Consider the following 14,926-nt stretch of genomic DNA (forward strand, 5'->3'; position numbering starts at 1 on the left):
AGAAAAGGGTGTTCGCTACTTTCGGAACACCCTTGTTATTTTGTTATAAGTTTAATCGTTGTTTATTACTTCGAATAGGATGAAGTGCCTTCATGACAGTTTGGGCATTTTTTTCTGTAATTTCAGCCTTTCTCGGAATAGGTGGGTATAAGTCTTCTGGATCGTCCCACTTGAGTGGTAAAGAAACGGGAGCGTGCCGTTGCCAGCGGGCAATCCATTCCTTCGGTAAATCTCCAGAAATATCGGATTGTTCTGTCATTTCAAGCCATAATAACGCCCATGCACGTGGAACAACGCGCCAAATGTCATACCCTCCTCCTCCGACCGCAATCCAACGGCCGTTGCAATATTGATGCGCGATTTGATGCGCGATTTTTGGAATTTCGCGATAAATACGCATCGTTGCACACAAATGTGTTAATGGATCATAATAATGTGCGTCCACTCCATTTTGAGTCAAGATGACGTCCGGACGGAAAAAGTCAGCAATTTCGATTAGCGCTTCTGTATATGCTGCTAACCACGACTCATCTTCTGTAAACGCATCAACGGGAATGTTGAAAGAGTAGCCATATCCTTTTCCTTGTCCTCGTTCATTCACATTTCCTGTTCCCGGAAATAAATAGCGTCCTGTTTCATGAATCGAAAATGTACAAACATTTGGATCGTCATAAAACGTCCATTGCACCCCATCTCCATGATGCGCATCTGTATCCACATATAAAACGCGGACACCGTATTTTTCTTGCATATATTTAATGGCGACAGAGCTATCATTGTAGATGCAAAAACCTGATGCTTTGCCACGAAATCCATGATGGAGCCCTCCCCCCAAACTGAGCGCATGCTCAGCCTTGCCGGAAAGTACGTAATCAACTGCTGTTAATGTTCCGCCAACAAGAAGAGCGCTCGCTTCATGCATATTTGGAAAAATCGGTGTATCTTCTGTACCTAATCCATAATTGAGGGCAACTTCTTCTGGCAGTTGTCCTCTTCCTGCTTTTTTTACTGCTTCAATGTAATCGGTATCATGAACAAGTGCTAACTCTTCGTCTGTTGCTAGACGTGGTGCTACAATTTGTGTATCATGAAGTGCACCGAGCGTTTGCAACAGGTCATACGTCAGTTTGACACGTAATTGATTAAATGGATGGCGATCATGGAATTTATACGTTTGAAACGCATCGGAATAAACGAATACGCTGTTTTTACTCATGATGAAACCCCCGGCAAGTTCGGCCATAAAACGTCGTATCCTTGTGCCTTTAAATCATGAATAATCGCCATCGGGTTCATCGTTTGAATACGAAAAACAAGTACTTTATACATTTCATTTTGATCAGGATAGATGAGAACACTTGAAATATTGATGTTACGTTTTTGGAAAACAGAAGCGACTTCGCTTAACATTCCTGCCCGATTCGGCACTTTAATTTCGATTTGCGATCCAGGTTGGTGAGCCCCTGTCAGTTGCACAAGTGTGTACAACAAATCGCTTTCTGTAATGATGCCGACAAGTTTATTTTCTTTGACAATGGGCATGCAGCTAATACGGTGTTCGTAAAACAAAGCCGCGACCTCTTCGACAAAATCAAGTGGATGTCCTGTAATGACGTTTGTTTTCATAATGGTGCTTAACGGTTTTTGCAAATCTTCGAGATGTTCATTTGCATGGAAAATCGATGGACTTGCATCGCGCAAATCGCGATCCGTAACGATACCAACAACACGATATTCATCATCAACAATCGGTAAATGTCGAATATTTTTTTGCTTAACAATGTTTAGTGCGTCAGCGATTGTGTTTGACGGCTTTAGTGCAATGACATCCGTTTTCATCATTTGTTCGACAATCATTTCCCCATCCCCTTTGTTTTTAATACATGAAGCGGTTCATAAAGCGTAATTGGTCAAATTTTTGAATAGATTGCTGATCGACGCGTTTTCCGATTCGAGCCATTAAACAATTAGCTGGATGTGAACAAATTTCTGGATCGTCCGTTGCGTACCAGACGAGTCCACCTGCGTTCATCATTTTCTCCATTACTTTTCGATATTCCCATACGTTTAAACCCGTTCGTTTTAAATCCCAATGCCAATAGTATTCTGTTGTAATAATGATGTAATCTTCCATCGCATCATCCATCATAGCCACTTTCAACAAATTTTTTCCGACACCGTAGCCTCGAAAGTCTGGGATAACTTCAATTGCACCAAGTTCGATTAAATTTTCCATCTTCCCTTGCGACCATCTTTCTAGCGGGTCGGGATATAAAAAGGTCACGTAGCCAACGATCGTATGACCGTGGCGAGCAATAATAATTCGTCCTTCTGGAAGGCCAGCAATTTCAATGAGCGCTTGATGTTGTTGATGCGGCTGACGAAATGCTGTTAAATCGTGATGAAATTCATAACTAGCTAGTTTTTCGGGAGAAATCGGCCCTTCAATAATTAACGTTCCTTTCGGTGTTTTTAACTGTTTTGCGTTATATGTTTTTTTATGCTCCATTACCCCACCGCCTACTGAAATGATCTCATTTCAATTATACATAAAAAAATAAAAATTAAATCGTTTTCATAATAAACATAAATGAAAATTTTTTAAAAATTGAGAAATCATTTATAGTATAATATAATACGAGTGTAAAGACTTCAAACAAGGGGGAGTTTGGGATGATTAAAGTGGAAGCGCTACCAGTCATTCAAGGGGATTTTAACTTGAAAAACTATGAAGAAACGTATCAAACGTTTGACTGGTCAGAGGCGGAGAAAAACTTTTCTTGGTACGAAACTGGAAAAGTGAATATGGCGTATGAAGCAATTGATCGCCACGTAGAAACGTTCCGAAAAAACAAAGTAGCTCTTTACTATCGCGATGCGACAAGAGAAGAAAAGTACACATTTAAAGAAATGAAAGAGTTTTCGAACAAAGTAGCCAACGTGTTAAAAGAAGTGGCTGATGTTGAAAAAGGTGATCGCGTCTTTATTTTTATGCCTCGTTCACCAGAATTATATTTCTCTGTGCTTGGTGCAATTAAACTTGGTGCAATTGTTGGGCCGCTTTTTGAGGCATTCATGGAAGGAGCTGTGCGTGACCGTTTAGAAGATAGCGAGGCAAAAGTGATTATTACAACACCTGAACTGTTGCCGCGTGTACCTGTAAATGAGTTGCCGGCATTAAAATACGTATTTTTAGTCGGAGATGACGTGAAAGAAGAAGGCCCATTTTTTGATTTGAAAAAACGGATGAATGCCGCAAGCAAACATTTCGATATTGAGTGGGTCGGACGTGAAGATGGACTCATTTTACACTATACATCTGGATCAACAGGAAAACCAAAAGGTGTATTGCACGTGCATAACGCTATGATCCAGCATTATCAAACGGCAAAATGGGTGTTAGACTTAAAAGAGGACGATGTATATTGGTGCACAGCTGACCCAGGTTGGGTGACAGGCACATCGTATGGTATTTTCGGTCCATGGCTTTGTGGAGCATCAAATGTGATTGTAGGGGGACGTTTTAACCCTGAAGCGTGGTACAAAACGATTGAAGACTATGGTGTGACAGTATGGTATAGTGCACCGACAGCTTTCCGCATGTTAATGGGTGCTGGGGACGAGCTTGTGAAAAAATTTGATTTACGTTCACTTCGCCATATTTTAAGTGTCGGTGAACCGCTCAATCCAGAAGTTGTTCGCTGGGGAATGAAAGTGTTCAACCGTCGCATTCATGATACATGGTGGATGACAGAGACGGGAGGTCAGCTCATCTGCAACTATCCATGTATGGAAATTAAACCGGGATCGATGGGCAAGCCGATTCCAGGGGTAAAAGCTGCGATCGTCGATGATCAAGGGAATGAGTTGCCGCCTTATCGTATGGGGAATTTGGCGATTAAAAAGGGTTGGCCGTCCATGATGCGTGCTATCTGGAACAATCCACAAAAATATGAGTCATATTTCTTGCCTGGTGATTGGTATGTATCTGGTGATTCTGCGTACATGGACGAAGACGGATATTTTTGGTTCCAGGGACGAATTGATGACGTCATTATGACAGCAGGAGAGCGTGTCGGTCCGTTTGAAGTAGAAAGCAAGCTCGTTGAACATCCAGCTGTTGCAGAAGCAGGTGTCATCGGAAAACCGGATCCAGTGCGCGGTGAAATTATTAAAGCGTTTGTAGCTTTACGCGAGGGGTACGAGCCGTCAGAAGAATTAAAAGAAGATATTCGTAACTTTGTGAAAAAAGGCTTAGCAGCACATGCCGCACCGCGTGAAATCGAGTTTCGTGACAAACTTCCAAAAACGAGAAGCGGAAAAATTATGCGCCGCGTCTTGAAAGCTTGGGAGCTAAACTTACCGACAGGTGACTTATCAACAATGGAAGATTAAAAAAATCGGGCATGGCCCGATTTTTTTAATTGGTTGATGGTTGCTCTTCGGTCGGTATGTCTATCGGTTGCTCTTCGGTCGGTATGTCTATCGGTTGTTCATCGGTTGATTGCTCAGGTGGTGTAGCAGGCAGCATGCGAACGATATTTGACGGATTTGATTCCAATCCAGCGATATCGACAGCAGTAACATAATATATTCCTTGTTTTAACGGTATGCTTTTTTGTTCTCCTCTACGTATTGTTGCGATGACTTGAAACGGTGCTGTTTCTGATGCTGTGTAATATACGCGATAACCAATGACGTCTTGTTCGTGATGTTCGCCCCAGACGAGCTTTGCTCCTTTTTGTTGCACTGCAAGCGGATCTGGTTTTTTACCGTTTTCTTGAAGTGTTTTTGCTACAAATACATGTTTCCACTTGTCGTTTCGAGGAAGCAGTTGGCTCATATCTTTTATATGTTGAATTCCCCATTGTTCAAGTAACGAAGTGTCAATCATGACCCCTTCTTTTGTAAATTCTTTTGGTGTTGTCGGCAAGGCAACGTATCGTTCCCCGTTTAGTTCAACGAAAGTACCGTTGATTAAGTACCGATCTTCTTGTTTTGGCACAAATGCGGTATTAAACAAGTCAGTTTCTATCAGTCCAAATCGTTTACACGTCTCTGATGGAAGTAACCCAGAAATAGCACAATACGAACGTTTAACAATTCCGCCAGGCATGCGGAATCGCTCTTTTGGCGCAATGAGTTCTGGGCGAATATCATATGCCCCATTCATTAACTGTGCCCATAACAATAAGTTTCTTTGCGAATATGATAACCCTTTATAATTTTTTTCGAGCGATTTCGGTGTATCGTATCCCATCCAAATGCCAAACGTGACATTTGGATTTGTTGCTACAAACCATGCATCTTTCGTATTTTGACTCGTTCCTGTTTTTCCCGCCCAATCGGCCGAAAATTTCAGCTTGCCATTTAAAAAGGCGGCCGTGCCGGAGCGAATGACGTCGCGCATCATATCAATCGTTAAATAGGTCGTTTGTGGCGAAAATACTTCTACCGGCTTTGTTTCATGCTCGTATACGACATTTCCGTTTTTATCGACGATTTTTTCAATTAAATACGCATCAACGAACTTCCCACCATTCGCAAACGTAGCATATGCGTTTACATTTTCCTCAATCGTTACGCCTTTTGTTAATCCGCCAAGCGCAAGTGACAAGTTGTGTCCATCTCCTGTTGTTAAACTTGTAAAGCCCATTTTCTCTAAATATGAAATTGGTCGTTGGTCGATGATGCGCGCATACGTCCGAATGGCAGGAATGTTATACGACTTTTTCAACGCATGACGTACGGATGTTAAGCCATGCGTTTTTCCATCCGCGTTTTTCGGTCGGTACGGACCTTGTTTCGTTGGGATTTCCAACTCGATATCTGGGATAACAGAGCCAGGCTGAACGATGCCCATTTCCATCGCTGGTGCATAAACAAGAAGTGGCTTCATCGTTGAACCGTTTGAACGATATGCTTGTGTTGCGTGATTGAGCTGTTCCCGTTTATAATCTCGTCCGCCGACAAAACTAATGATCCGGCCTGTTTTGTTTTCGATTAAAATCGCTCCCACTTCGACTGGTTGACGAACAGAAACGATTTGTCCTGTTTTTTCATCCTTTTTTCGTACAATCGTATCGCTTCCAAAGTAAGGATATTTTTCAACAATTGCTTTCATTCGTTCATATATGTTTTTATCAATTGTCGTATAAATTGTATACCCATTTTGACGCAGTTGTTTTTCCGCTTTTTCAGCATATTCCCTATATAGTTGATCATTTGATCGTACATCTTGTCGTTCGTATCCGTCTTTTTTCGCTAATAAATCAATAAAAATATCTTTTGCACGTCGTTCGATTTCAAACGTGAGCCAAGGATACTTTTCAACAGGAGAGGGTAAGGAAGACACAAAATCTTTTGTAATGTCATACGCTAGCGCTTCTTTGTATTGTTTTTCCGAAATGTATCCTGCTTTTTTCATGCGCGATAATACAGTTTTCATCCGATTTAACGCTGGGGATAAATCGTTTTTCAACTCCCCTTTGCTTGTAAAAGGTGTATAGCGAAATGGACTTTGTGGCAATCCTGCTAAAAAAGCCGCTTGTGGCAATGTGAGTTCTTTCGCATCGATGCCGAAAACGCCTTTTGCAGCAGCTTGAACGCCAGCAATATTTCGTCCGGATGCGTTTCGTCCAAACGTTACAACGTTAATGTAGGCTTCTAAAATTTCATCTTTCGTAAAAAATTTCTCAAGGCGTAAAGCAAGTAACACTTCTTTTGCTTTGCGCTCAAATGACACTTCGCTCGTTAAAATTTGATTTTTTACAAGTTGTTGTGTTAATGTACTTCCTCCACTACGTGTAGAGGAATTTGTTGCTTCTTGAAAAATGGCACGTATAATAGCTTTTGGTACAACCCCTTTATGCTCATAAAAATGTTCATCTTCCGTCGCAATGACGGCTTGAATGAAATAAGGGGAAACTTGCGAAAGTTTGACTTCATCGCGTTCTAGGTCTGAACGAAAATAGCCGAGATATTCGCGATTGGCGAAGTAAATATGTGTTGTTTCTTCATAGTTATAAATATCTTTTTTCATTTCTTTGTATGGAATCGGCTTGGCATCTTTCACGAGCGAGGCGAAATATCCTGCCCCGACACCGAAAGCAAAGCTGAACGCACATAAACTTACGATGAATATAATTAAACATACGTTCCAGACGACTTCGTATGTGATCGTAAAATGACGCCATAGTTTTTGCCATGAGAATCGCACTTGTTTTTCTGACATAGTGACCTCCCATCTGTATTATATTTTCATTATTATATCATAATTTGTCTTTTCATATCGGTAAATGTCTAAATTTGTTTGAAGATCTTGACAACAGTTGGCGTTTTATGATAAAAGAGGATATACCGACATGTAAATAATCGAGCGATGAGCGGAACGAGTAGTGCTTATCTCCCTGCGAACAGAGAGCTAGTGGTTGGTGCGAACTAGCGCATAGATGAGCATGAATTACCTCCGGGAGCATCTTTTGCGAACGGCGTGTGCCAAGTAGCAAAAGACGGTGTCGACCGTTATGGCAATGAAGTGAGAGAACATAGGCGTTCTCTAAGTAGGGTGGTACCGCGACATAAACTCGTCCCTTCATGTGAAGGACGAGTTTTTTTGTTTGAATCTAAAACAGAAAGGATGGTTGAGATGGATTTGCTTCAAGACTTACAATTTCGTGGTTTAATTAATCAGATGACAGATGAAGATGGATTGAAAGCGTTGTTGGCAGAAGAAAGCGTAAAAGTATATTGTGGTTTTGATCCGACGGCGGATAGTTTGCACATCGGTCACTTGCTTCCGATCTTAATGTTGCGTCGTTTTCAACAAGCAGGGCATCAACCGATTGCGCTCGTCGGTGGGGCAACAGGACTCATTGGAGACCCAAGCGGAAAGAAAACAGAGCGAAAATTAAATGAAAAAGAGACAGTCGCTTATTACAGTGAGCGAATTAAACAACAGCTAAGCCGTTTTTTAGATTTTGAGAAAGTCGACAATCCAGCCATTATTGCAAATAACTATGAATGGATTGGTTCGCTTGATGTCATTACATTTTTGCGCGATGTTGGGAAAAACTTTGGGATTAACTACATGCTCGCAAAAGAATCAGTCCAATCACGATTGGAAACAGGAATTTCGTTTACAGAATTTAGCTATATGATTTTGCAAGCATACGATTTCTTAAAGTTATATGAAATGTATGGATGTAAGTTGCAAGTAGGTGGCAGTGACCAATGGGGAAACATTACAGCAGGATTAGAGCTCATTCGGAAAACAGAAGAAGATGCGAAAGTGCTTGGATTAACCGTTCCGCTCGTAACGAAAGCAGATGGAACAAAATTTGGAAAAACAGAAGGTGGGGCAGTATGGCTTGATGCTGATAAAACGTCGCCATATGAGTTCTATCAATTTTGGATTAACACTGATGATCGTGATGTTGTGAAATATTTAAAATACTTTACGTTTTTATCCCATGAAGAAATTATCGAATTGGAAAGACAAACGGCTGAAGCACCGGAAAAACGTGCAGCGCAAAAAGCGTTAGCTGCTGAGATGACACGCCTTGTTCATGGGGAAGAAGCGTTGCAGCAGGCGATCAACATTTCTGAAGCGCTCTTTAGCGGAGATGTAGCCAAACTAACAGCGGATGAAATTGAACAAGGGTTTAAAGATGTACCATCGTATGTATGCGAAGAACAGGAGATAGCGCTTGTTGATTTACTTGTAGCAAGCGGTATTTGCCCATCGAAGCGTCAAGCTCGTGAGGATGTTACAAACGGGGCCATTTATGTCAATGGTGAACGTGTGCAAGATGTGAATAAAGTCATGACAGACGCAAATCGTATTGAAGGTCGCTTTACAATTATTCGGCGCGGTAAGAAAAAATATTATTTAATTCGTTACGCATAAAAAAGTCCTCTCTGCTTTGGCAGAGAGGATTTTTTTATTAACGAGAGTAGAACTCAACGATTAATGCTTCGTTAATTTCAGCAGGTAATTCAGAACGCTCTGGTAAGCGAGTGTAAGTACCTTCTAATTTGTCTGCGTCAAGTGTCAAATAGTCAGGTACGAAGTTGTTCACTTCAAGCGCTTCTTTAATAATTTGAAGGTTGCGAGACTTTTCGCGAACAGAAATTGTTTGACCTGGTTTCACGCGATAAGATGGGATATCCACACGGTTGCCGTCAACTAAAATGTGACCATGGTTTACTAATTGGCGAGCTTGACGGCGAGTGCGCGCAAAACCTAAACGGTAAACAAGGTTGTCTAAACGGGACTCAAGTAAAATCATGAAGTTTTCACCGTGCTTACCAGCCATTTTTCCTGCTTCTTCGAACGTTTTACGGAATTGACGTTCATTGACACCGTACATATGGCGAAGCTTTTGCTTCTCTTGAAGTTGCATGCCATATTCAGATAATTTTTTGCGTTGTCCTGGACCATGTTGACCTGGTGGGTAAGGACGTTTTTGTAATTCTTTACCAGTGCCGCTTAATGAAATGCCAAGGCGGCGAGAAATTTTCCATGTTGGACCTGTATAACGAGCCATAAATGCTCCTCCTTTGTTTTTATTTTTGGTAAAATAAAAACAGTCGTGCCTCACCATTTATCGCCATTTTGTTTTCATGTATCCTCGCCCTAGCAGCTGAGAGTTACACGATACAGCCTCCAATTAGAGACGCACGTCTCTAAGGGGAACAAAATGGACATACAAATGTGAGCACAAAGGCTGCAATATTTTACACAAAGGCTATTATAGTTTTTTTTTGCGTCTGAGTCAATCATTTTTGTATGGTCTTTGTAATAAGGATTATGGTATGATGTAGTTAATAGGTCTTAAGCTTTAGGGATATTACAGAAACTCTCATTTTTTTATTTATCCTGAATCCGTGATGGATTGACATCGACTTTGACTTTTTTGCTGGTTTTATGGATGTGTGATCCACCATTCCCTTTTTATGTTTAAAACAGATGTCATCTTCACTCTCAGAAATGAAATAAATATCTTTTTTAGGTATATAAACCAAAGAAAAAACAAAAAAGGACAGAGGGTTAGGATGAGTACAGAATTGCGAACAATCGTTCGTTATGCTCCTTCTCTCCATTTTATGTAAATGTTCAGAAGGGGCTCGCTATAGCCACTCCTTCGCGTCAGTTTCATCCAGATCTGTCGTGATCGGCGGACGAGTCGACCTGCCATCGTGATCACCGTCTGAATAATCGTCTTGATGCGGCGGCGTTTCACTTTATGATGTAATGGATGTCTCGGATCGCTTAATAGATCTTGTCCAATCAGACGAAGAAGGTTGTACACGAATGCTCCCATGACTAACACGAGCGCATTCGTTTTCATCTTCCCTGATGGAAGTCGCTCTAAATCTAAGTCGCTTTTCAGTTCGCTATGAAACTGTTCGCATGTCGCATGATCGTGATACAATGCGAGCACATCACTCATTCGAACATGCTCGTATCCTTCGAGGCGCACCCAGTAGCTTTCGACTTCGTAATTAGGAACGAGCATCAGCTGTCCATTTCGTTCCATCGTTCGTTCCGTCACTTGGGTGACTTGAACGTACGTATACGTGTGTCCATCAATTGCTGCTGTCTGTGGAAGGCATAACTCATACGTTTGTACTCCTTCTGTTTGTCCATCATCGACGCGTCTGCCCTTTTGCGAAGCGATCTGGAACCAAAGCGCTTTCGATTCTCGGCGTAAGTTTCGCTTGATGACAAAGTCCACGTCTTCCTTTAGACATACGTGCACATTCGCTTCCGCATCGTTTCCTGCATCCATGCGGACAAGCAGACGAGACGAGGTCAGCGGACGAGCTCGACGGATGGCGGTAGTTAAAAACGAAGGCATGTTGTCTTGTACATGTTGTTTCCCTGGACGCAGCTCGGCATGAACGATATACCCTTCCTTCCCTGCATACGCAAACAACGGCGTAAAACCGTCAAATCCTTTATACGTTCGACTCACTCCTTCTTTCTTCGTATCGGAGTTGTCAAATGGGGAAGCATCTATATCAAGGGGAAGCCATGTCGTTTTCCCTTTCGCCCAACAAGGGGACAAGGTAGCGTGTTGTCGAACCAACAGACGCATCGATTCCTCCCAAATGATGGTTTCGGTCATCGGAAGACAAGCGAGCTGATCGAGTCGCTGTCGCAACGTTGGGGAGGAAGGTACGTGCCGAATGCCCATTGATGTCGAAAAGATATCGTCCTGACGATACGCTTCGATATGATCAAAATCCGTTTTTCCTGTGGCAAGCAAGCCAATCATCGAGCGAATGACGTCGCTATGGGAAATGTGCACATCTCGACGAACCGTTGGGAGCCGAAGGGCGTTTACTCGTTTATCCAGCTTCGTTTGGTGCAGTAAGTAGCCCACGAGAGCAAGCCCAGCACTTGGAGTAATCGCTTCATCTGTCAATACAAACCGAATCGGGAAATCTTTCATCACATTCACCTACTTGATGAAGAATCGTCAACGTCGTTTTCCCTTATCGTATCAACGGTTTGCGACCATTGTAAAGATGTTTTGTCACGGATTCAGGATTTATATGTTTTTTACACATAAAGAGAGGAAGTATGTGCGGGTGAGTGAAAAAAATGAACGTTCAAGAGCGCGATCAATACGCAATATTTAAACAAAAGTTTTTTGATTGGTTTTTAAGTGAAGAAGATTTTACCGATTTACCTCGCATCATTCAAGCGCTCATCACCTTATTGCAAAAAGAGTTTCATTTGTTAGATGTCACCTTTTACGTACTTAACCCGTTTAAACATGCTTTTGAGCCTGAAGTGACGACTGACTGTATGATTAAGCAGCGCCGGGAACATGCCTTGATTCCATTTGATAGTCATCTAAAAGAACAGTTTGACGACGTTATGATTATTGATGACGGAAGCGAGATTAAAACGGTGCAGTTTGGGGTGTATTTTTCAGAAGATTCATGCAGTCTTGTTCGTTTTCGCATACATGAGCGGGATATGCTACCAACATCGTTTATTAAACAAATGAAACACGATTTTTTAAAAGTGTTTGCCCGTATTCGTAAAGTATCTGAAGTATTGAGTGAGGAAAAAAGATATGAACAGTTGCATCGAGCGACAACAAAAATTCATGCCTCGATGAATATTGGTGATGTGCTTGAAGAAATTGTGAAAACGTTAAAGGAAGTGTATCCGGCGTTTACTTGCCACTTGTTTTTGTCGTATGACAGCACGACAGATCGCGATTTGCCGATCAAACTACTTACGTTTGAAAACGAAGACGAGCATATGGGTGCGATGAAAGCATATGTTACTGGACAAATTCAGCTCCACGATTCGCTTGACCATAAAAAGTCTGTCATCTATGCTCCGATTAAAGGGGCGCAAGGGATTTATGGCGTCATCGAAATGATTGCTCCGACAGTTATTGAACTTCCAGAGCGAGAGATGCGTTTTATTTCCTTGCTGGCAAATACAGCTGGTAGCGCCTTAGAAAATGCAAAATTGTATGAACAATCGAAACGATTAATTGCTGACTTACAACTCATTAATGAAACGATTCACCACTTGAACACAAATTTACGTTTCCAAGACGCCTTGCAGTTTATGATCGAAAAAATTAAAACATCGTTTGATGCGGAAGAAGTCGGTTTTATTATTTTACAAGAAAAAGAGCAGAAAGTGCTTCCGGGTAGTACGGCTTTTTTCCAATCACGTGAAGCAAAGGCATATGTAGATTTCGTTTTTCATCGTATTCAACATCCACGTGATACGTTATTTTTAGGTGATGTGAAAATCCATAGCAATGATACGAAACGTTTTCGCTCGCTTATGGCTGTGCCGATGATGTGTGGTATGATGAAAGGTGTAGCGGTTGTATTGCATCAAGAGGCATATCATTTTTCGTTTGATATGTTTAAATTGTTGCAGTCGCTTATTCATCACTCGACATTGGCGTTCACAAATGCAGCGTTGCGTGAAGAACTTGAACGGATGGTCATTACCGATCGGTTAACGAATTTATACGCACGTCATTACTTAGATGAACGCATCCAACGTTCGATGGAAGAGGATGGATTAGGTACGTTTATTTTAATAGACATTGATAACTTCAAAAAAGTAAACGACACGTACGGACATCAAGTAGGTGACGAAATTATTATTCAAGTGGCAAACATTATTAAAGTAAACATTCGCCAAAACGATATTGGTGCTCGATGGGGAGGAGAAGAACTCGCCATTTATTTACCAAAAGTATCTGTTAACGCTGGTTTATCTATTGCGAATCGTCTCGTACAAAAAGTGCGTGAATTAACAAACCCTCCTGTGACGATCTCATGTGGAGTATCGTATTGGAAAAAAAATCGCGCTGACTCGGTCAAGGAGCTATTTAATCGCGCTGATGAAGCGTTATATACAGCGAAACGGACAGGAAAAAACCGCGTCGTTGTTCAAGAATATTAAACAAGAAAGAGGCCCTATTCATCGGCCTCTTTCTTATATGTCAAGGTAGCGAACGAGCGTTTCAACAAAACGTTGTAAATATTGTTCATCTATTTCATCAAAGCGATTTTTGATCGGGCTGTCAATATCGAGCACACCGATAACGTGACCGTCTTTGATCATGGGAACGACAATTTCAGATTGGGACGCTGCGTCGCAGGCGATATGACCTGGGAACGTGTGAACATCGGCAACACGTACTGTGCGCTTTTCAGCAGCGGCCGTTCCACATACCCCTTTGCCGAATGGAATGCGCACGCAAGCCGGTAACCCTTGAAACGGCCCGAGAACGAGTTCGTTTCCTTCGGCTATATAAAAACCGACCCAATTAATATCGTGCAAAAAATAATTCAATAAAGCGGAAGCGTTCGCTAAGTTCGCTACAACATTTTTTTCATCTGAAATTAACGCTTTCAGTTGTTCGATGACAAGTGTATAATTTTCCTCTCTTGTCCCTGTGTATGCTTGTGTATGAAACATGTTTTTCACTCCTTATACATCAACATATGTTCAATTCCTTGGTGAAGGCCAGCGACCGAGTGGGCATCTGAGCCATACACAAGAGGGATGCCGCGTTTGACGGCTTCCTTGACTACCCAATGAGGTGGATATGGCTCTAAACAAAGCGGTTTTACTGCGCCAGCGCCGTTATAATCAAGCTCAAGTTGACGATTTTTCATTTCATCGAGAATGTGTGCGATGATGTTTGTTGCATCGTATTCACACGGATATGCGCGATGAAACTTGCGGACGAGTGTTATATGTCCGATGCGTTTTGGTTTGTGCACCCCTAAATCGGCTACAACAGAAGCTAAAACAGTACGATAATATGCATCGTACACTCGTTCAATGCAACCAAACGATGTAACGATGTCGCCAAACATGTCTTCACTATAATCGATACACATGTATCGATCGTCAACGTGTAAAAAATGAACAGATAAAATGCTGTCATCTAATTGTGGACCAATTTCATTTAAAAACTCCTTCGTTTTTTGTTCATATCCGAGAATGAAATCAACTTCTAATCCGATGCGAATACGAATATGTCTTTCGTACTGTTTTTTTAATGATTGTAAAATGGATACGTACGACGCTAGCTGTTCCTCTTTCATCGCGCTATCTTGGTAGGGGGTTGGGTCTATAAATCCTTTCGGAAGCGGTGCATGTTCAGTAAATGAAATATCTGTATAACCGAGCGAAATGGCTCTTTCAATATATTCATGGAGCGCATCGTCGCTTCCGTGAGGGCAAAATGGTGTATGAATATGCCCATCGCGCACATTAGTCACTCCTTTAGGCGCAAACTTCGACAAAAATCACGTTTTTTAGGAAAAAAATTAAAATTTTTGCTCAAAAAATGTTGCTAACATGGTATCATAAAATCATTGAAAAGAAAATGCCTTCTCCATAAAAAAAGAAAGTTTG

The 14,926-nt window shown here is 41.6% G+C and carries 11 protein-coding genes and 1 other annotated feature; of the genes, 3 read left to right on the plus strand and 8 right to left on the minus strand.

Features of this window, described 5'->3' with window-relative positions; all coding sequences use genetic code 11:
- Window positions 1–43: 43 nt before the first annotated feature.
- The 3 genes from NSQ23_RS03385 to NSQ23_RS03395 are packed head-to-tail and all read right to left on the minus strand — an operon-like array spanning window position 44 to window position 2,509.
- Window positions 44–1,216, minus strand: a complete 1,173-nt coding sequence (locus tag NSQ23_RS03385) for an acetoin utilization protein AcuC (RefSeq protein ID WP_339172927.1) — start codon at window positions 1,214–1,216, stop codon at window positions 44–46.
- Window positions 1,213–1,857, minus strand: coding sequence for an acetoin utilization AcuB family protein (locus NSQ23_RS03390; RefSeq protein WP_004889004.1), 645 nt, complete (start codon window positions 1,855–1,857; stop codon window positions 1,213–1,215). The genes NSQ23_RS03385 and NSQ23_RS03390 overlap by 4 nt, the downstream gene beginning before the upstream one ends.
- Window positions 1,858–1,876: 19 nt before the next feature.
- The gene (locus NSQ23_RS03395; protein ID WP_004889005.1) at window positions 1,877–2,509 is read right to left on the minus strand and encodes a GNAT family N-acetyltransferase; all 633 of its coding nucleotides are present in this window, start codon (window positions 2,507–2,509) and stop codon (window positions 1,877–1,879) included.
- A gap of 167 nt (window positions 2,510–2,676) precedes the next feature.
- Between NSQ23_RS03395 and acsA the strand changes: the two genes are divergently transcribed.
- The gene (acsA, locus tag NSQ23_RS03400) at window positions 2,677–4,395 is read left to right on the plus strand and encodes an acetate--CoA ligase (protein WP_339174256.1); all 1,719 of its coding nucleotides are present in this window, start codon (window positions 2,677–2,679) and stop codon (window positions 4,393–4,395) included.
- A 25-nt stretch (window positions 4,396–4,420) separates the two neighbouring features.
- Here the strand turns inward: acsA and NSQ23_RS03405 are convergent, their stop codons facing one another.
- Window positions 4,421–7,234, minus strand: a complete 2,814-nt coding sequence (locus NSQ23_RS03405; RefSeq protein ID WP_339172931.1) for a transglycosylase domain-containing protein — start codon at window positions 7,232–7,234, stop codon at window positions 4,421–4,423.
- Window positions 7,235–7,372: 138 nt separating this feature from the next.
- Window positions 7,373–7,597, plus strand: a binding site (T-box leader).
- Window positions 7,598–7,648: 51 nt separating this feature from the next.
- On the opposite strand from NSQ23_RS03405, the gene tyrS reads away from it, so the two are divergent.
- Entirely contained in the window at window positions 7,649–8,908 is a 1,260-nt protein-coding gene (tyrS, locus tag NSQ23_RS03410) for a tyrosine--tRNA ligase (protein WP_339174259.1), read from the plus strand.
- Window positions 8,909–8,945: 37 nt separating this feature from the next.
- Here tyrS and rpsD read toward each other — a convergent pair whose 3' ends face one another.
- A complete protein-coding gene (gene rpsD / locus NSQ23_RS03415) occupies window positions 8,946–9,548 on the minus strand; it encodes a 30S ribosomal protein S4 (RefSeq protein WP_003398030.1) in 603 nt (200 codons plus the stop codon).
- A 537-nt stretch (window positions 9,549–10,085) separates the two neighbouring features.
- Window positions 10,086–11,459 carry an IS1380 family transposase gene (locus NSQ23_RS03420; protein ID WP_088223286.1) on the minus strand — a complete coding sequence of 458 codons (1,374 nt, stop codon included), beginning with the start codon at window positions 11,457–11,459 and terminating at the stop codon, window positions 10,086–10,088.
- A 152-nt stretch (window positions 11,460–11,611) separates the two neighbouring features.
- On the opposite strand from NSQ23_RS03420, the gene NSQ23_RS03425 reads away from it, so the two are divergent.
- Window positions 11,612–13,459 (plus strand): sensor domain-containing diguanylate cyclase, encoded by a 1,848-nt coding sequence (locus NSQ23_RS03425; protein WP_339172933.1) that lies wholly within the window; start codon window positions 11,612–11,614, stop codon window positions 13,457–13,459.
- A 33-nt stretch (window positions 13,460–13,492) separates the two neighbouring features.
- Here NSQ23_RS03425 and NSQ23_RS03430 read toward each other — a convergent pair whose 3' ends face one another.
- Together NSQ23_RS03430 and hisJ are read right to left on the minus strand one after the other, a co-directional pair.
- On the minus strand, window positions 13,493–13,978 hold the full coding sequence (locus tag NSQ23_RS03430) for a GAF domain-containing protein (protein ID WP_339172937.1): 486 nt from the start codon (window positions 13,976–13,978) through the stop codon (window positions 13,493–13,495).
- A 5-nt stretch (window positions 13,979–13,983) separates the two neighbouring features.
- Window positions 13,984–14,781 carry a histidinol-phosphatase HisJ gene (hisJ, locus tag NSQ23_RS03435; RefSeq protein WP_339172939.1) on the minus strand — a complete coding sequence of 266 codons (798 nt, stop codon included), beginning with the start codon at window positions 14,779–14,781 and terminating at the stop codon, window positions 13,984–13,986.
- Window positions 14,782–14,926: the final 145 nt, after the last annotated feature.

The organism is Anoxybacillus sp. FSL W8-1294, assembly GCF_037965005.1.
GTDB lineage: Bacteria > Bacillota > Bacilli > Bacillales > Anoxybacillaceae > Anoxybacillus > Anoxybacillus flavithermus_G.